Genomic DNA, 17,550 nt, shown 5'->3' on the forward strand with positions numbered 1-17,550 from the left:
ATCAGTCCTCCGTCGCCATCGCCTCGACCGGCGTGACGCGCATGGCGAGCAGCGCCGGGTAGAAGCCGGAGAGCACGCTCACCACCACCACCACCACGATCGAGACGGCCACGCTGCCGCCGCCCAGGGTGGGCATGAGCGCCGGCCCCGAGAACAGGAAGTTGAGGAGGTCGGAGGTGGCGGGGATGCCGCCCGCCGCGCGCACCGCCCACACGCCCAGCCCGCCGAGGCCCGCGCCGGCCAGCCCGAACGCCAGGCCCACCGAGGCGATCTCCACCAGCATCATCGCGAGCACGAACCGGCGCTGCGCGCCGATCGCGCGCAGCGTGCCGATCTCCTTCACCCGCTGCAGCGTGGCCATCACCATGGCGTTGTTGATGATCACGAGGGCGATGGCGAAGAAGATCACCACCGCGCTGTAGAGGATCACCCGCAGCAGCGTCACGAACTGGCCCACCAGGCCCGAGGCCTGCTGCCAGTCGATCACCTTCAGGTGCAGCCCGGCCCGGTCCGAGGCCGCCTGCACGTCGCGCAGGGTGTCGCGCAGCCGCGAGGGGTCGCGCAGGATCAGCGCGGCGTTCAGCGCCACGCCGCGGTCGATCTCCTCCTGCGAGTAGACGCGCGCCGAGAGATCCTCGGCGGGCCGGTCCCCCCGGCGCTCGGCGAGCAGCCGCCCCTCGTCGATGCGCGCGGCGCGCGACTCGCCCTCCAGCGCGCCGCCGCCGCCGCCGAACAGCGCCGCCTCGGCGTCCTCGCGCGCCAGGTCGGTGGCGCCCACCGAGCGCTTGATGGCGTCGATCTCGGCCGCGCGCTCGCGGGTCATGTAGCCGTACAGGTCGCGGAAGGACTGCAGGTCCATCACGCTCATCATCCCGGCGATGCCGGACTTCTCGATCTGCCGGAACTGGATGAACCCGTAGACCTTCACGTTCACCGAGTTGAAGTACCCGCTCTTCGCCGGCGCCTTGATGGTGATGGTGTCGCCCACGTTGATGACGTAGAGGCGCAGCAGCGGGGCGAGCTGGTCGTAGAAGATCCGGTACCGCGCGTCGAAGCTCGCGTCGTCGGTGTCGAACAGCCGGGCGAGCAGCGCGGGCAGCTGCTCCCCCGCGGCCGCCGGGCCGAGCGCGCCGCGCAGCCGGGTGGCGGCCTCCTCCGCCTGGATCGGGTCGAGCTGCAGGAGGATGTCCTTCAGCCCGGCGCGGTTCTCGCGCACCCAGCGCTGCAGCTCCTCGTCGTCGGCGATGCGGCGGCCGCGCCGGTCGCGCGCCTCCTTGATCTGGTCGAGGCGGCGGGCGTTCCGGAGCTTCAGCCACTCCTCGGCGTACTGCTTGCCCACCAGGATCCCGCGCCGGCCGCGCGGGATCATCTCGCCCTCCGCCACCTGCGCGAGCTGGAACGCGCGGAAGAACGCGTCCACGTCGGTGCCCACGTAGCGGATGAACGTGAAGCCGCCGTCCATCGACAGCTTCGCGATCCGGTTCTCCAGGAACTCGAGGTTGCCGTAGCGATCGCGGTCGAACCCGGCCCAGAACCCGTCGTCCGCGGCGCGGGTCAGGTCGGCCCACTCCCGCCGCCGCTCCTCCGCGTCCCGGCCCTCCAGGTCGGCGATGCTCCGCGCCTGGCCCAGCTCGTCGCGGAGCAGCCCCACCATGCGGCGCACGTGCGCCTTGCGCGCCTCGTAGCCGCGCAGCGCCTCCGCCGAGCCGTCGCCGCCCTCCACGCGCCGCACGTCGGCGCGGAGCCGCTCCAGCGCCACGTCGAACACGTTGCCCGTGGCGACCATGGCCTGGTCGATGCCCATGGGCACCACCGTCTCCACGTTCGGGACGGCGGAGAGCACCTGCTTCACCTTCGCGAAGTCCTCGATGGGCTCGAGCAGCGACTCGCCGCGCAGCCCGCCGTACAGCTCGAGCGAGTCCTCCGAGCGGGCGTCGTACACCTGCAGCTGGCCGCCCAGGCTGCCCTGGATCGACGTGCGCATGCCCTTGTCGATCGAGTCGAGCAGCGAGAGCCCCAGCACCACCAGGAACGCGCCGCCGAGCACGATGGCGCCGATGATGGAGGTGCGGACCTTGCTCGCGGCCAGGTTGCGGAACGCGATCCGCAGCAGCACGAGCAGCGCGTCGCGCCGGCCGGTCACCGGGCCGCCTCCGCCGCCCCGTGACCCGCCTCGCGGCCCACGATCCGCCCGTCGGCGATGCGGATCACCGCGCTCGCGTGCGCCATCACCTTGGGGTCGTGGGTGGAGAACACGAACGTCGTGCCGTCGCGCGCGTTCATCTCCTTCATGAGGTCGATGATGTTCTCGCCGGTGGCCGAGTCGAGGTTCGCGGTCGGCTCGTCCGCGAGCACGAGCGACGGCGCGGTCACGAGCGCGCGGGCCACCGCGACGCGCTGGCGCTGGCCGCCGGAGAGCTCGCTGGGACGGTGGCGGGCGTGGCTGGCGATGCCCACCGCCTCGAGCAGCCCCATCACCCGCCCCTCGCGGTCCCGCCGCGAGAGCCCGCCCTGGAGGAGCAGCGGGAACTCCACGTTCTGGAACACCGAGAGCACCTGGACCAGGTTGAAGCTCTGGAAGATGAAGCCGATGGTGCGCAGGCGCAGGTCGGTGAGCTGCCGCTCGCTGAGGCGCGAGGTGTCCTTGCCGTCCACCTGCACGACGCCGGTGGTGGGCGTGTCCACGCAGCCGATGAGGTTGAGCAGGGTGGTCTTCCCGCTGCCCGACGGCCCCGCGATGGAGAGGAACTCGCCCCGCCCGATCTCCAGCGTCACGTCCCGAAGCGCCGGCACCACCGTCTTGCCGAGCATGTAGTCCTTCGAGACGCCCTGCACCGCGACGATCGACATGCCGACGCTCCCCCGCGGCCCAGGGGCCGCGCGCCGCCGCTTCTACCCCAGGTGACACCAACGGGCTAGCGACATCGTGCTGCCTAGTCGTCCTGGCGCCCCACCGCGACCGCGAACCCGCCGGGCTCCTCCTCGACCGCGTGCACGGTCCAGGGCCGGCAGCATACCGGGCAGTCCTCGACGTACGTCTGCGACGCCCCGCCGCCGGGATCGACGAAGATCGTCACCAGCTCGCCGCAGTACGGGCACTCGATCTCGATGTCCAAGGTGCCCCCCGTTATAGTCGCGGCGTGGCGAAGCGGCCGTTCAACGAGGGTTTGCAGAAGCTGAAGGCGCTCTCTCCTCCCCGTGAGGAGCGGCCCCAGAAGCCCGTACGCCCTCCCCCGCCGCCCCCCGCGCCGCCCGCGGAGCCGAGCGAGTCCGAGCTCTGGGCGCAGGCGACGCGCGGCGCGCGCCCGGTCGAGCGCGGGCCCGACACCGTGGCGCCGCCCGCGCCCCGCGGCGCCCCCGGCGCCCACTGGCACCCGGACCTCGAGGCCATCGACGCGCTCCGCGCGCTGGTCTCGGGCGACGCGCCCTTCGACCTCTCCGACACCGACGAGTACATCGAGGGCCGGGTGGCGGGGCTCGATCAGGCGGTGGTCCGCAAGCTCCGCCGCGGCGAGTTCGCGGTGCAGGGTCACGTGGACCTGCACGGCCTCACGCGCGCCGAGGCGAAGCAGGCGGTGGACGCCTACCTGCGCGGCGCGAGGCAGGCGGGCAAGCGCTGCGTGCTGGTGGTCCACGGCCGCGGGCTGCACTCCAAGGACCAGCTCCCGGTGCTGAAGGACGCGCTGAAGGGCTGGCTCGCGTCGGCGCGCTTCGCGCGGCACGTGCTGGCGTTCGCGACGGCCCGCCCGGTGGACGGCGGGGCGGGCGCGCTCTACGTGCTGCTGCGCCGGCCCGGGCGATAGCGGCGGCGGCGCGCCCCCGGGCGTTGGAGCCCGGCGCGGGCGCAACGGTTCGCCTCAGCCTCCCCGGGACGTTGCGGAAACCTTTGGGTGGCGCGTTGGCTCTGAGCCACCGTGACCACGCACATCCTGTCCAAGGCCTCCCGCCTCGCGACGCTCGCCGCAGCCGCGGCGCTCGCCGCGCCCGCCGCGGTCCTCGCCGCGCCGCTCACCGTCGAGGACGCGATCCGCGCCGCCTGGGCGAGGAACCCGGCCCTGCAGGCGTCGGCCGCCCAGGCCGAGGCCGCGCGGGCCGACGCCGACCGGGCCCGCGACGCGCGCCTCCCGACGCTCTCCTTCACCGCCCGCGCGTTCCGCACCGACGAGCCGATGATGGCCTTCGGCACCCGGCTCGACCAGGGGCGGATCACCATGGCCGACTTCGACCCGGCCCGCCTGAACGACCCGCCGGGCATCGGCGGCGTGGGCGCCGGCGCCAGCATCCAGCTGCCGCTGTTCATGGGCGGCCGGCTGCTCGCCGGGCAGAGCGCGGCCAGCGCGATGGCGGGCGCGGAGGGCGCCTCGCACGCGCAGCGGCAGCGGGAGATGGCCGCGGGCGTGGTCCAGGCCTACTTCGGCGCGCAGGCCGCGGAGGAGGGCGTCCGCTACGCGGAGGACCTGCTCGCGCAGGCGCAGGAGACCGAGCGGTTCGTGCGGCAGCGCGCCGCCCAGCAGCTCGCGCTCGAGGCGGACGTGGCCCGCGCGGTGGCGTTCCGCGCCCAGGCCGAGGCCGAGCGCGCCGCCGCGCTGCAGCGCCGCGCCACCGCCCGCTCGGCGCTCGTCATGCTGGCCGGCGACGAGGTCGCCGACGCCGAGCTGACCACGCCCATCGACGCCCTGCCCGCGCTGCCCGCGGGCGCGGCCCCGCCGCCCGAGCGCCCCGACCTGCTCGCCGCGCGCCTGCAGCGCGACGCGGCCGAGGCCGGCGTGCGCGCCGCCCGCGGCAGCCTGCTGCCGGCGCTGTTCGCGCAGGCGAGCGCCGAGACCTTGCGCACCCCCAGCCTCTCCGACGGCACCGCCTGGACCATGGTGGGCGTGATGGCGAAGTGGGACCTGTCGCTCGGCGACGCCCGCGCGCTGCGCGCCGCCCAGGCCCGCGCCACCGCCGCCGGGGACGCGCTGGTCTGGCGCGAGCGCGAGGCCGCTCGCGAGGGCGGCGAGGCGCGCCGCGCCGTGGACACCGCGGACGCGCGCGTGCGCTCCGCGCAGGAGGCGGTGGCCGCCTCGGAGGAGGCGCGCCGCATGCGCGCCGCCCGCCATCGCCAGGGGCTGCTGCCCCTCACCGACCTGCTCGACGCCGAGACCGGCCTCGCCGGCGCCCGGGCCCTGCTCGTCGCGAGCCGGCTGGAGGCGCGCGTCGCGCGCGCCCGGCTCGCCCTCGCCCTCAACGCTCCCATCGAAGGACTCACGCCATGAACCACCGCACCCTGCTGCTCGCCCTCGCGCTCGCCGCCCCCGCGCTCCCCGTCCCCTCCCTCGCCGCCGAGGCCGCGGCCGCCCCCGCGGCGCCGGCCCGCGTCCGCGCCGCCCGCGTGGACGGCGGCGGCGCCGGCCGCACCGTGGCCGCGAACGTGGTCGCGGTGCGCCGCGCCACCATCTCGACGCGGCTCGCCGCGAACGTCACCCAGGTGCACGTGGAGGAGGGCCAGCGCGTCGCCGCCGGCCAGCTCCTCGTGTCGCTCGCCGACAACGACGTGAAGGGCGGCCTGGACGCCGCCGAGGCCGCGCTCGCCGCCGCCGCCGCGCACGAGAAGCGCATCGAGGCGCTGCTCGCGGAGCGCGCCGCCACCACCTCCGAGCTGGAGGGCGCCCGGGCCCAGCGCGCCCAGGCCGCCGCGGCGGTGGCCGGCGCCCGCGCCAACGTCGGCTACTCGCTGCTCCGCGCCCCGTTCGCCGGCACGGTGCAGTCCCGCCGCGTGAACGCCGGCGACCTGGTCGGCCCCGGCCAGCCGCTGCTCCAGCTCGAGGGCGACGCGCTCGAGCTGACCGCCAGCCTCTCCGACGACGAGGCGCGCGGCCTCGCGGTGGGGAAGACGCTCGCGTTCCTCGCCGGCACCACCCGCGGCACCGTCGAGATCACCGCGCTCACCCCGGGCGGCGATCCCCTCTCCCACCGGCGCGGGCTCCGCGCCCGCGTCCAGAAGGCCGAGGGCGAGCTGCGCTCCGGCTCGTTCGCGCGCCTGGTGCTGCCCGCCGCGGCCGGCGAGGCCAGGGCGCCCGCCGCCCAGGCGGCGGTGTGGGTGCCGAGGAGCGCGCTCGTGCAGCGCGGCGACCTCACCGGCGTGTTCGTGGCCGACGGCGGCAAGGCCCGCCTGCGCTGGATCTCGCCCGGCGAGCCCGCCGGCGACGCGGTGCTGGTGCGGGCCGGGCTGCGCGCCGGCGAGACCGTGATCGACGCCCCCGGCGCGCTCCGCGACGGGCAGGCGGTGGAGGTGGCGCCGTGACGACGCCGGAGCAGGGCCAGCGGCTGGGCCTGGCCGGGCGCCTGGCGCGCCCGTTCCTGCGGTCCAAGCTCACGCCGGTCATCGTCTTCGCCTCCATCCTCCTCGGGCTGGCCGCGGTCTGGCTGACCCCGCGCGAGGAGGAGCCGCAGATCGTCGTCCCCATGGTGGACGTGATGGTGCCGTTCCCCGGCGCCAGCCCGCGCGACGTGGAGACGCAGCTCGTCACCCCGCTCGAGCGCCGGCTGTGGGGCATCCCCGGGGTCGAGTACCTGTACAGCTCGAGCCGGGCCAACGTCGGCTTCATCACCGTGCGCTTCAAGGTGAACGAGCCGCTCGAGCCCTCGCTGGTGAAGGTGCACCAGGAGCTGGGCGCGCACCCGGAGCTGCTCCCCTCCGGCACGCTGCCGCCGGTGGTGCGGGCGCTCACCATCGACGACGTCCCGTTCCTCACCCTGACGCTCCACGCCGAGGAGGCGCTCCCGGCCGGCGAGCTGCGCAAGCTCGCCGAGGAGGTGGCGCGCGAGCTCGCCGACGTGCCGCGCACCGCCAGCGTGCAGGTGGTGGGCGGCGCCCGCCGCACCGTGCGCGTCGAGCCGGATCCGGCGCGGCTGCGCGCGCTGTCGGTGTCGCTCGCCGAGCTGCACCAGGCGCTGCAGGGCGCCCAGGCGCAGCTGCCGGCCGGCGCGCTCGTCGAGGGCGGCCGGCGCATCGAGCTGGAGGCGCAGGGCTTCGCCCGCTCCGCCGCCGAGCTGGACCGGGTGGTGGTGACCGTCCGCGACGGCCGGCCCATCTACGTGGAGGACGTGGCCCGCGTGGTGGACGGCCCCGAGCCCGAGCCGGCGGTGGTGCTCACCGCCGAGAAGGGCAAGGAGGGCTTCGAGCAGGCCGTGTCCATCGTGGTCGCGAAGCGGCCGGGCACGAACGCCACCGAGCTCGCCCACCAGGTCCTCGCCAAGGTGGACGCGCTCCGCGGCGGCCTCATCCCGGCCGGCGTGAAGGCCGACGTCACCCGCAACTACGGCGAGACCGCCGGCGAGAAGTCGAACGAGCTCATCGAGCACCTGCTCATCGCGACGCTCTCGGTCATCGCGCTCATCCTGCTCGCCATGGGCTGGCGCTCGGCGGTGGTGGTCGCCGTGGCGGTGCCGGTCACGCTGGCGCTCACCCTCCTCATCACCTACCTGAACGGCTACACGCTCAACCGCGTCACGCTGTTCGCGCTCATCTTCTCCATCGGCATCCTGGTGGACGACGCCATCGTGGTGGTCGAGAACATCCACCGCCACCTGCACCTGCCCGGCCCGAAGCGCAGCTTCGCGCAGGTGGTGCTGGACGCGGTGGACGAGGTCGGCAACCCCACCATCCTCGCCACCGTCGCGGTGATCGCGGCCATCCTGCCCATGGCCATGGTCCGCGGGCTGATGGGCCCGTACATGCGCCCCATCCCCGTGGGCGCGAGCGTCGCGATGGTGTTCTCGCTCCTCATCGCGTTCGTGGTGAGCCCCTGGGCCGCCATGAAGGTCTTCCGCAAGGAGGCGCACCTCCCCGACACCGACGCCACCGGGCTCCACCCGGCGGATCCGGGGCGCGAGTCGCCGGAGCCGGCCTCGGCCGAGCCGCACGCCGTGGCGGAGTCGGCGCCGGAGGGTCGCCTGGCCCGGCTCGACCGCAAGGTCATCCGCGCGCTGCTCGGCTCGTGGAAGGTGCAGCTCGGCTTCATGGCGCTGGTGACGGCGCTCCTCCTCGGCGCGGTGGCGCTGCTCTTCACCGGCGCGGTGAAGGTGAAGATGCTGCCGTTCGACAACAAGAGCGAGTTCCAGGTGCAGCTCGACCTGCCCGCCGGCGCGCCGCGCGAGGAGGCGCTCGCGCTGGGCCAGGACGTCGCCCGCCGGCTGCTGGCCGAGCCGGAGGTGGAGAGCGTCCAGGTGCACTCCGGGGTGGCCGCGCCGTTCACGTTCGTCGGCATGGTCCGGCACAGCTTCATGCGCGAGGCGCCGGAGATGGTGGACCTGCAGGTGAACCTCTCGCCCAAGGGCGAGCGCAAGGCCGCCAGCCACGCCATCGCGGTGCGGGTCCGCCCGCTCGTCGAGGCGCTGGCGCACCCGGCCGGCGCGCGCGTGAAGGTGGTCGAGATCCCGCCGGGCCCGCCGGTGCTCGCCACCATGGTGGCCGAGATCTACGCGCCGTCGGCGCAGGAGCGCGACCGGCTGGGGCGCGAGGTGAAGGCCGCGTTCGAGGCGGTGCCGGGCGTCGTGGACGTGGACTCGACGCTCAACCCGACCAGCCCGAAGCTGGCGCTGGCGGTGGACCGCGAGAAGGCGGCCCTGCACGGCGTGCAGCCCGCCCACGTGGTGCAGACGCTGGCCGCGGCCGGCTACGGCGCGCCGCTCGGCACGTTCCACGGCTCGCAGGGTGCGGCCCAGGTGCCGGTGGTGCTGCAGCTCGCGCCGGCGCAGCGGACCCGCCTCGACTCCATGCTCGCGCTCACCGTCCCGGGCGCGCGCGGGCTGGTGCCGCTCTCCGAGCTGGTGCGCGTGGAGGAGACGCGCGAGGCGCCGGAGATCCAGCACAAGAACCTGAAGCCGGTGACCTACGTCACCTCCGACCTGGCCGGCGAGATCGAGAGCCCGCTCTACGCGCTCCTGGCCCTGAACGAGAAGCTGGAGGGGCTGAAGGGCGATCGCGGCGAGCCGGTGGCCCGCTACGGCCTCGCCCACCCGCCCGACACCGAGCACGCGTCCATGAAGTGGGACGGCGAGTGGCACATCACGCTCGAGGTGTTCCGCGACCTCGGGCTCGCCTTCGGCGCGGTGATGCTGCTCATCTACGTGCTCATGGTGGGCTGGTTCCAGAGCTTCTCCATGCCGCTCGTGATCCTCGTGCCCATCCCGCTGTCGCTCGTCGGCATCCTGCCGGCGCACGGCCTGTGGGGCGCGTTCTTCACCGCCACCAGCATGATCGGCTTCATCGCCGGCGCCGGCATCGTGGTGCGCAACAGCATCATCCTGGTGGACTTCGCCGAGCTGAAGCTGCGCGAGGGCATGCCGCTCGCCGCGGCGGTCGAGGAGGCGGTGCTGGTCCGGTTCCGCCCGATGGCGCTCACCTCGCTCGCGGTGATCGTCGGCAGCGCGGTGATGCTGGCCGACCCCATCTTCCAGGGGCTGGCGGTGGCGCTCATGGCCGGCGCGGTGGCGTCCACGCTGCTGTCGCGCTACGCGGTGCCGGTGATCTACTACGTGCTGGCGCGGCGCGGCCGCGCGGCCGAGCTGCAGCGCGAGGGGGCGCGGGCCGCCGAGCTCGCCGCCGCTCAGAGCAGCGTGCCGGAGAGGATCAGCGTCGCGGTGGTGAAGTAGATGACGAGCCCGGTCACGTCCACCAGCGTGGCCACGAACGGCGCGGAGGCGCTGGCGGGGTCGAGCTTCAGGCTGCGCAGCACGAACGGCAGCAGCGAGCCCGCCAGCGTCCCGAACAGCACCACGCCGATCAGGCTGCAGAAGACGGTGGCGGCGACCAGCAGGTAGTGCTCGCCGTAGGTGGGCCGCACCGCCTGCCACACGACGATGCGCAGGAACCCGATGGTGCCGAGCACGGCGCCGAGCGCGAGCCCGGCGCCGAGCTCGCGCCGCATCACCCGCCACCAGTCGCGCAGCCGGACCTCGCCGAGCGCCATGGCGCGGATGACGAGCGTGGTGGCCTGCGAGCCGGAGTTGCCGCCCGACGAGATGATGAGCGGCACGAACAGCGCCAGCACCACCGCCCGGGCGATCTCGTCCTCGTAGCGCGCCATGGCGGTGGCGGTCAGCATCTCGCCCAGGAACAGCGCGGCGAGCCAGCCGGCCCGCTTCTTCACCATGGCGGTGAAGCCCACCTCGAGGTACGGCGCGCCCAGGGCCTCCATGCCGCCGATCTTCTGGATGTCCTCGGTGGCCTCCTCCTCGACCACGTCCACGATGTCGTCCACCGTGACGATGCCCTTGAGGTGCCCCTCGGCGTCCACCACCGGCAGCGCCATGAAGTCGGTGTCGCGGAACACGCGGCTCACCGCCTCCTGGTCCTGGTCGTCGCGGACGGTGACCGGGTCGGCGCGCATGATGTCGCGCACCCGGCGCCCGGGCTGCGCCGCGAACAGCTCGCGGAAGCTCACCACCCCGAGCAGCCGCTGCGCGTCGTCGAGCACGTAGACGTAGTAGATGGTCTCGAGCCGCTCCTGGGCCTGGCGGCGCAGGTAGATGATGGCCTCGTCCACCGTCATGTCCGGCCGGAGCCGCGCGTAGCGCGGGCTCATCAGGCCGCCGGCGTCGTCCTCGGCGTAGGCGAGCAGCGCGCGCACGTCGCGGCGGGTCTGCTCGTCGAGCAGCCCGAGCAGCCGCTCCCGCTCCTCCGGCTCGGCCGCCTGCACCAGGTCGGCCGCGTCGTCCGGCGCGAGCAGGCGCGCCCAGGAGCGCTGCTCCTCGTGCGGCACGGCGCGGAGCAGATCGGCCTGGTCGCGCGCCGAGCGCGTCAGGAACAGGTCCTCCGCCTCCGCCCGCGGCAGCAGGTGGAAGCCCTCGACCCGGTCCTCGGGGGAGAGCACCGGCCACAGGTCCGCCAGCTCCTCGGCGGTGACCTCCTCGCGCGCCTCGGTGTCCGCCATGCGTCGCCCCGCTAGAGCTCGCCGGCGATGGCGCGGGCCGCGGCGGCCGGGTCCGGCGCGTCGCGGAGCGGCCGCCCCACCACGATGACGTCGGCGCCGGCGCGCACCGCCTCGGCGGGCGTCGCCACCCGGGCCTGGTCGCCCTTCGCCGCGCCCGCCGGGCGGACCCCCGGCACCACCAGCAGCGGGCCGGGCCCCACCGCCGCGCGCACCGCCGCCACCTCGTGCGGCGAGCAGACGATCCCGCCGGCGCCGGCGTCCACCGCGAGGCGCGCCAGCCGCACCACCGCCGCCTCGGGCGGGCCGGCGAGGCCGATGGCCTCGAGCGCCGCGGCGTCCAGGCTGGTGAGCACCGTCACCGCCAGCACCCGCACGCCGGGGCCGGCGCCGCGCACGGCCGCCCTCACCATCTCGGCCCCGCCGGCCGCGTGCACGGTGAGCAGCGCCGCGCCGCTCGCGGCCGCGCTTCGCGCCGCGCCCTCCACGGTGTTGGGGATGTCGTGCAGCTTCAGGTCGAGGAACACCGGCCGGCCCAGCCGCGCCGCGGCGCGCACCGCGGCGGGCCCCTCGGCCGCGAACAGCTCGAGGCCGACCTTGAGGATCCCGACCTCCGGCGCGACCGCGCGCGCGAACGGCTCGGCCGCGGCGAAGGTGGGGAAGTCGAGCGCGGCGCAGATCCGTTCCGACGGCTTCATGGCTAGGCCTTTCCGACCTGCATGCGCCCGACCTCGCGCAGCAGCGCGTCGGCCTCGGGGCGGGGCAGGCAGTTCTTCACCTCGAACAGCGCGAACGCGAGCAGGTCCTCGAGCGCCTCGAGCGCCCGGGCCCGCGCCGCGGCGCCGGTCCAGGCCCCGGCCGCGAGCACGTTCGCGAGCACCAGCATGACGTCCACCGACCCGTCCCCTGCCAGGTGGACGCCCTCGAACAGCGCGCGCTGCTTCGGGGGCAGGCGCTCGAAGTAGCTGTTGAGCCGCGCCGAGGCGTCGGGCTGCGCGGCGGCGAGCGCCTGGTGCACGCGCACGAAGATGCGGCGGTAGATCTCGAACGGCCCGGAGGTGCGCACGCCCGGCGGCGGGGTGGGGCGCGGCGCCTCCACCACCGGCTCGGCCGGCGCCGGCGCCGCGGGCAGGGCCGGGACCGACAGCACGCCGCGGCGCACCAGCGCGACCGCGGCGGCGAGCGCCTCGCGCACGGTGAGGCTGGCGGCCCGCGCCGTCTCCGGGAGCGTGCGCGCGCCGTCCACCGCCTCGACCAGCCGCGCCTCCACCGGCAGGAGCCCGCCCGCGCCGCCCGCGCCACGGCGCAGCACCACCTCGCGCCCGCCCAGCTCGCGGCCGAGCTGCTCCGCCTCCTCCACCCGCCGCATGCCCTCCAGCAGCAGCTCGCGGGTGCGCTGCGGCAGCTTCACCGCGTTCTGCTCGTCGGTCCGCCCCTCCAGGAAGGCGAACGTGCCCGCGGGCTCCAGGAAGGAGCCCATCAGGATCTCGGTCACCTGGAGCGTCATCCCCTCGTAGAGCTGGCCGGGCGAGAGCAGCCCCTGGTCCACCAGCACCTGCCCGAGCGGATGGCCGGCGGAGACGAGGTGCCGGCAGCGCTCCAGGTCCTCGTCCCGGACCAGGCCGGACCGCACCAGCATCGGGCCGAGCCGCTCGGCGGGCTCCGACGACGAGGCGAACACCACCTGCCCGTCGCGGAAGAAGATGCTGCGCCGCCGCAGCTGCTCGGGCCGGTCCGGCGCGGCGGCGTGCTCGCCGTCGGCGCCGAACGCGAGCAGCAGCACGCCGGTCTTGAGCGAGGTGAACACGAACTGGATCACCTCGGGCACCGAGAGCGCCGAGAGCGAGCCGGCGAACCAGGAGCGCGGCGTCTCGCCGCGCGCCGGCGCGATGAGCGCGAACGCGCCGCGCGCCGACACGAGCTCGGCGTCGCCCCCGCCGGCGAGCCCCAGCGCCTCCGCCTCGCGCGGCGGCAACGTGACCTGGCCCTCGGCCCCCACCGACAGCTTCGCGCGCATCCACCCCTCCGCTGCCCGGCGCGGCGGGATGCGCCCGCCCGGGCCGGACCGACTAGGTCGTCGCCGCCCGCACGGCCTCGGCCGCCTTGCGCGCGACCTCGCCCAGCGGGACGAGCTCCACCGCGCCGCCCCTGCGCAGCTTCCACTCCACGTTGCCGGCGGCGAGCCCCTTCTTCCCCACCGCGACGCGGATGGGGATGCCGAGCAGGTCGGCGTCCTTGAACTTCACCCCGGCGCGCTCGTCGCGGTCGTCGAACAGCACCTCGACGCCCTCCTTCCCGAGCGCGGCCACCACCTCCTCGGCCGCCTTGCGCAGCTCGGGCTCCGGCCCGAGCGTGAGCACGGTGGCGTGGAACGGCGCGATGGCCATGGGGAACACGATGCCGTTGTCGTCGTGGTGCAGCTCGATGGCGGCCGCGAGGATGCGCTCCACGCCGATGCCGTAGCTGCCCATGACGATGGGCACCTGCTTGCCCCCGGCGTCGAGCACGGTCGCCTTCATGGACTCGGAGTACTTGGTGCCGAGCTTGAAGATGTGGCCGACCTCGAGCGCCTTGAACACCTCGAGCGCGCCGTCGCAGCGCGGGCAGCCCTCGCCGGCCTTCACCGTGCGCAGCTCGGCCAGCGTGGCGCCGTGCGCGAGGAGGTCGCGCCGGACGTCCACGCCGCGGAGGTGGAAGCCGTCCTCGTTCGCGCCGGTGACCATGTCCTTGCGGTCGGCGAGCGACGGGTCCACCACCACGCGCGCCCTCGTGAACCGCACCGCGCCGAGCGAGCCGGCGTGCGCGCCCATGAGCGGCGGGATCTCCTCCGCGTGCGCCGGGCGGACCACCTGCGCGCCGGTGGCGGTCTGGAGCTTCGCCTCGTTCAGCTCCTGGTCGCCGCGCACCACCGCGATCACCGGCCGCTCGTCGGCCATGTAGACGAGCGTCTTCAGCTGCCGCCGCGCCGGCACCGAGTGCGGGGCCTGCTCCAGCGCCTCGATGGTCACGACGCCGGGGGTGGGGAACTTCTCGGGCGCGGCGAGCCCCGGGCCGTCGGCCTCGGCGGCGACGCGCGAGGTGGCGGTCTCGGTGTTCGCGGCGTACCGGCACCTCGGGCACGCGGCCACCAGGTCCTCGCCGGCGTCGGTGCGCACCATGAACTCGGACGACTCGCTGCCGCCCATCGAGCCGGAGTGCGCCTGCACCGCCACGAAGTCGAGGCCGCAGCGGGTGAAGATCTTCTCGTAGGCCTGGCGCTGGTCCTCGTAGCTCTTGTCGAGCCCGGCCCGGTCCACGTCGAAGGAGTACGCGTCCTTCATGGTGAACTGGCGCACGCGCAGCAGGCCGGACTTGGGCCGCGGCTCGTCGCGGAACTTCGTCTGGATCTGGTACCAGACCTGCGGGAGCTGCCGGTAGCTGCGCAGCTCGTCGCGGGCGATGGCGGTGAAGATCTCCTCGTGCGTCATGCCGAGGCCGTAGTCGCCGCCCTTGCGGTCCTTCAGCCGGAACATGTTGTCGCCCATCACCTCCCAGCGGCCGGACTCCTTCCAGATCTCCGCGGGGTGGAGCGCGGGCAGGAAGAACTCCTGGCCGCCGATGGCGTTCATCTCCTCGCGGACGATCGCCTCGATCTTGGTGAGCGAGCGCTTCGCGAGCGGCAGGTAGTCGTAGATGCCGGCGCCGAGCTGGCGGATGAAGCCGGCGCGGACGAGCAGCTTGTGGCTCGCGACCTGCGCGTCGGCGGGCGCTTCCTTGAGCGTGGGGATGAAGGCCTGGGTGTAGCGGACGGCGTGCATGGGGGTGGGTTATACAATGGAACCCCATGCCAGCGCGCACCCGCCATGCGCTCCTCGCCGCGGTGGTCCTGGGGCTGGGGGCGGCCCTCCTGTCGCAGCTCCCGGCCGGCACCTTCGGCCGGCGCGCGCCCCCGCCGGTGGAGACCCCGGAGCTCGCCGCCCAGGGCAAGCGCGTGCTCACCCAGCAGTGCTGGCACTGCCACCGGGAGATCCCGCTCGCCCCGCGGGTCGCGGGCTGGGACGCACCGCGCGCGTACGAGGCGCTGGGGCGCCTGCCGCAGCTGAACCCGGCCATGCCGCCGTTCCGCGGCACCGACGCCGACCGCCGCGCGCTCGCGGCCTACCTGGCCGCGCTCGCCGCCGGCCGCGCGCCGTGAGCGGATTGCGTCCGCTCGTCCCGAGCCCGTCGAGGGACGCTCGCCGGCGCTACTTCGGCGCGCGCTGGCCGGAGATCTGGATGGCCTCGGCCACCAGCGCCTCCTCCAGCTCCTCGGCCTTCATGCGCTTCACGATCTTGCCGTCGCGGAACAGCAGCCCCACGCCGTTGTGGCCGTAGGCGATCCCGACGTCGGCGGCGGCCGCCTCGCCGGGTCCGTTCACCTCGCAGCCCATCACCGCCACCTGCACCTCGCCCTTGAGCGTGGCGAGGCGGCGCTCGACGCGCTCGGCCACCGGGATCATGTCCACCGAGCACCGGCCGCAGGTCGGGCAGGAGGTGAGCGTGGCCCCGCCGAACTTCAGGCCGAGGGAGGTGAGCAGCATGCGCGCCACCCGCACCTCCTCGACCGGATCGGCGGTGAGGGAGATGCGGATGGTGTCGCCGATCCCCTCGCCGAGCAGGATGCCCAGGCCCGCGGCGCTCTTGACGGTGCCGGCGAGCAGCGTGCCGGCCTCGGTGACGCCGAGGTGGAGCGGGTAGTCGAACTGGCGGGAGAAGAGCCGGTTCGCCTGCACGGTCATGGCGACGTCGTGCGCCTTCAGCGACACCTTGATCTCGCGGTAGCCCTCGTCCTCGAGGAAGCGGATGTGGCGCTCGGCGCTCTCCACCATGCCGGCGGCGGTGGGCCAGCCGTGCTTCTCGACGATGTCCTTCTCGAGCGAGCCGGCGTTCACGCCGATGCGCACCGGCACCATGCGCTCGCGGGCGGCCTTCACCACCTCGCGGACCCGCTCGCGCGCGCCGATGTTGCCGGGGTTGAGGCGGATGCCGTGCATCCCCGCCTTCAGCGCGGCGAGCGCCAGCCGGTAGTCGAAGTGGATGTCGGCCACCAGCGGCACCGGGGTGGCCTTCACGATCTCCGGCAGCGCGGCGGCGGCGTCCTGGTCGGGCACGGCCAGGCGCACCACGTCGGCCCCGGCCTCGGCCAGCGCGCGGATCTGCGCCAGCGTGGCCGCGGCGTCGGCGGTCTGGGTCGTGGTCATCGACTGCACGGCGATGGGGGCGTCGCCGCCGATCGGCACGTTGCCGACCCGGATCTGCCGGGTCTTCCGGCGCTCGCCCAGCGCCGCGCCCTCACCCTTCCCGTATGCGCCCACTCGACACCTCCGAAACGGCACGGCGGCCGCGTCCGGATCTAGGACGGGGCCGCCGGCTTCGCCAGCCTGAGGTCGGGGCCTACAGCTTGCCCGCCGCCTTCAGCTCCTGGTCGATGACGGCCTTGAAGGCCTCCAGCGGCTGCGCGCCCGAGATGAGCCGGCCGTTGATGAAGAACGCCGGGGTCCCGCTCACGCCGGCCGCCTCGCCGGCCTTGTGGTGCTCCTGCACCACCGGGGCCTTCTCGCCGGACTCGAGGCAGCGGTCGAACTTCGCGCCGTCCACGCCGACCTCGCGGGCGTAGCCCTTCAGGTCGTCCACGGCGAGCTTCCCGTTCGCCGCGAACAGCCGGTCGTGCATCTCCCAGTACTTGCCCTGGTCGCCGGCGCAGTGCGCCGCCTCGGCCGCCTTGGGCGCCAGGTCGTGCGAGGGCAGCGGGAAGTCGCGGTAGACCACCCGGACCTTGCCCGGGTACGCGGCCATCACGTCCTTCATGGTCGGCTCGGCGCGCACGCAGAACGGGCACTGGTAGTCGGAGAACTCGACGATGGTGATGGGCGCGTCGGCCGGGCCCTTCGACGGGCCAGTCGCCGCGACCTCGACCTTGGGCGGCATGTACGCGGGCAGCAGCACCTCGACGTTCATGTCCTTCTTCAGCTTCTCGTAGTACGCCGTCAGCTCGGCCTGGGCCTTCTGGTTCTTGATGAACCGGGCGATGTCCGGCTTCACCTGGTCGATGGGCGGGAGCTGCTGGCCGCCGGCCTTGGCCCGCTCGTACAGGGCGCGGACCTCGTCGTCGGCGGGCTCGGGGATCTTCGCGACCACGTCGCGGTTCACCAGCTCGTCCGGCGTGATGCCCTCGGCCTTGGCCTTCGCCTCGAACACGCGGCGGCGGATCATCGACTCGAGGCCCTGCCGCTTCAGCTGGTACTTCTGCTCCTCGTACTGCTGCTCGAGCTGCTTCAGGTCGCTCTTCACGAGCTCGTCCAGCTCGCCCGCGGTGATGGCCTGGCCGCCGACCTTCGCGACCGGCGCCGACGGGTTCTCCTTCTGCTGCGCCGGCTGGGCCGGGCGGGGGGACTGGCAGGCGGCCGCGAGGACGGCGAGCGCGCCGAGGACGACGTTGCGCATGGGGATGTTGGCTCCGCGGGGAAGTGTGTCGGGCCGACGGCCCGGAGGAGGCGAACCTTCCGCCAAAACGGCCGGTCCGTCAACGGTTTCGACCGCGCACGGCGGGGCGCCGGGCGCCTCCTCGCCCGGGCGATGCGCGGGCGAACCTTCGCCGTGACACGCTGGCTCCAAGCGG

General features: G+C 74.6%; 14 protein-coding genes. 5 read left to right on the top strand and 9 right to left on the bottom strand.

Annotation, left to right across the window (positions count from 1 at the left end):
* Nucleotide 1 precedes the first annotated feature (1 nt).
* From ADEH_RS20340 to ADEH_RS20350, 3 genes are all read right to left on the bottom strand, one after another.
* The gene (locus ADEH_RS20340; protein ID WP_011422984.1) at nt 2–2,143 is read right to left on the bottom strand and encodes an ABC transporter permease; all 2,142 of its coding nucleotides are present in this window, start codon (nt 2,141–2,143) and stop codon (nt 2–4) included.
* The gene (locus ADEH_RS20345; RefSeq protein ID WP_011422985.1) at nt 2,140–2,850 is read right to left on the bottom strand and encodes an ABC transporter ATP-binding protein; all 711 of its coding nucleotides are present in this window, start codon (nt 2,848–2,850) and stop codon (nt 2,140–2,142) included. Before ADEH_RS20345 ends, ADEH_RS20340 begins: the two co-directional genes overlap by 4 nt.
* An 83-nt stretch (nt 2,851–2,933) precedes the next feature.
* Complete coding sequence (locus tag ADEH_RS20350) at nt 2,934–3,116, bottom strand: CPXCG motif-containing cysteine-rich protein (RefSeq protein WP_012528007.1); 183 nt, start codon at nt 3,114–3,116, stop codon at nt 2,934–2,936.
* A gap of 24 nt (nt 3,117–3,140) precedes the next feature.
* Between ADEH_RS20350 and ADEH_RS20355 the strand changes: the two genes are divergently transcribed.
* From ADEH_RS20355 to ADEH_RS20370, 4 genes are all read left to right on the top strand, one after another.
* Nucleotides 3,141–3,803: a Smr/MutS family protein gene (locus tag ADEH_RS20355; protein WP_041453733.1), complete on the top strand. Its 663-nt coding sequence runs from the start codon at nt 3,141–3,143 to the stop codon at nt 3,801–3,803.
* Nucleotides 3,804–3,914: 111 nt separating this feature from the next.
* Entirely contained in the window at nt 3,915–5,255 is a 1,341-nt protein-coding gene (locus tag ADEH_RS20360) for a TolC family protein (protein ID WP_011422987.1), read from the top strand.
* On the top strand, nt 5,252–6,283 hold the full coding sequence (locus ADEH_RS20365) for an efflux RND transporter periplasmic adaptor subunit (protein WP_011422988.1): 1,032 nt from the start codon (nt 5,252–5,254) through the stop codon (nt 6,281–6,283). The genes ADEH_RS20360 and ADEH_RS20365 overlap by 4 nt, the downstream gene beginning before the upstream one ends.
* Nucleotides 6,280–9,636 (top strand): efflux RND transporter permease subunit, encoded by a 3,357-nt coding sequence (locus ADEH_RS20370; RefSeq protein WP_011422989.1) that lies wholly within the window; start codon nt 6,280–6,282, stop codon nt 9,634–9,636. Before ADEH_RS20365 ends, ADEH_RS20370 begins: the two co-directional genes overlap by 4 nt.
* Here ADEH_RS20370 and mgtE read toward each other — a convergent pair.
* Genes mgtE through ADEH_RS20390 form a run of 4 tightly spaced genes read right to left on the bottom strand, consistent with a single transcriptional unit; the run spans nt 9,591 to nt 14,710 of the window.
* Nucleotides 9,591–10,916: a magnesium transporter gene (gene mgtE, locus ADEH_RS20375; RefSeq protein WP_011422990.1), complete on the bottom strand. Its 1,326-nt coding sequence runs from the start codon at nt 10,914–10,916 to the stop codon at nt 9,591–9,593. The genes ADEH_RS20370 and mgtE overlap by 46 nt on opposite strands.
* A gap of 11 nt (nt 10,917–10,927) precedes the next feature.
* Entirely contained in the window at nt 10,928–11,611 is a 684-nt protein-coding gene (pyrF, locus tag ADEH_RS20380; RefSeq protein ID WP_011422991.1) for an orotidine-5'-phosphate decarboxylase, read from the bottom strand.
* A gap of 2 nt (nt 11,612–11,613) precedes the next feature.
* Complete coding sequence (locus ADEH_RS20385) at nt 11,614–12,930, bottom strand: DUF4388 domain-containing protein (RefSeq protein WP_011422992.1); 1,317 nt, start codon at nt 12,928–12,930, stop codon at nt 11,614–11,616.
* A 52-nt stretch (nt 12,931–12,982) separates the two neighbouring features.
* Nucleotides 12,983–14,710, bottom strand: a complete 1,728-nt coding sequence (locus ADEH_RS20390) for a proline--tRNA ligase (RefSeq protein WP_011422993.1) — start codon at nt 14,708–14,710, stop codon at nt 12,983–12,985.
* Nucleotides 14,711–14,736: 26 nt separating this feature from the next.
* Between ADEH_RS20390 and ADEH_RS20395 the strand changes: the two genes are divergently transcribed.
* Entirely contained in the window at nt 14,737–15,087 is a 351-nt protein-coding gene (locus ADEH_RS20395) for a c-type cytochrome (RefSeq protein WP_011422994.1), read from the top strand.
* Nucleotides 15,088–15,136: 49 nt separating this feature from the next.
* Here ADEH_RS20395 and ispG read toward each other — a convergent pair whose 3' ends face one another.
* Both ispG and ADEH_RS20405 read right to left on the bottom strand, forming a co-directional pair.
* On the bottom strand, nt 15,137–16,246 hold the full coding sequence (gene ispG / locus ADEH_RS20400) for a flavodoxin-dependent (E)-4-hydroxy-3-methylbut-2-enyl-diphosphate synthase (RefSeq protein ID WP_011422995.1): 1,110 nt from the start codon (nt 16,244–16,246) through the stop codon (nt 15,137–15,139).
* A 79-nt stretch (nt 16,247–16,325) separates the two neighbouring features.
* Nucleotides 16,326–17,375, bottom strand: a complete 1,050-nt coding sequence (locus ADEH_RS20405) for a thioredoxin (RefSeq protein ID WP_011422996.1) — start codon at nt 17,373–17,375, stop codon at nt 16,326–16,328.
* Nucleotides 17,376–17,550: the final 175 nt, after the last annotated feature.

This window comes from Anaeromyxobacter dehalogenans 2CP-C (genome assembly GCF_000013385.1).
GTDB classification, from domain to species: Bacteria; Myxococcota; Myxococcia; order Myxococcales; family Anaeromyxobacteraceae; genus Anaeromyxobacter; species Anaeromyxobacter dehalogenans_B.

Excerpts from the sequence above, each read along its gene's own strand:
- ADEH_RS20345 (WP_011422985.1), bottom strand. The coding sequence starts at position 2,850 with ATGTCGATCGTCGCGGTGCAGGGCGTCTCGAAGGACTACATGCTCGGC.
- ADEH_RS20365 (WP_011422988.1), top strand. The coding sequence starts at position 5,252 with ATGAACCACCGCACCCTGCTGCTCGCCCTCGCGCTCGCCGCCCCCGCG.
- mgtE (WP_011422990.1), bottom strand. The coding sequence starts at position 10,916 with ATGGCGGACACCGAGGCGCGCGAGGAGGTCACCGCCGAGGAGCTGGCG.
- pyrF (WP_011422991.1), bottom strand. The coding sequence starts at position 11,611 with ATGAAGCCGTCGGAACGGATCTGCGCCGCGCTCGACTTCCCCACCTTC.
- ADEH_RS20385 (WP_011422992.1), bottom strand. The coding sequence starts at position 12,930 with ATGCGCGCGAAGCTGTCGGTGGGGGCCGAGGGCCAGGTCACGTTGCCG.
- ADEH_RS20390 (WP_011422993.1), bottom strand. The coding sequence starts at position 14,710 with ATGCACGCCGTCCGCTACACCCAGGCCTTCATCCCCACGCTCAAGGAA.
- ADEH_RS20395 (WP_011422994.1), top strand. The coding sequence starts at position 14,737 with ATGCCAGCGCGCACCCGCCATGCGCTCCTCGCCGCGGTGGTCCTGGGG.
- ADEH_RS20405 (WP_011422996.1), bottom strand. The coding sequence starts at position 17,375 with ATGCGCAACGTCGTCCTCGGCGCGCTCGCCGTCCTCGCGGCCGCCTGC.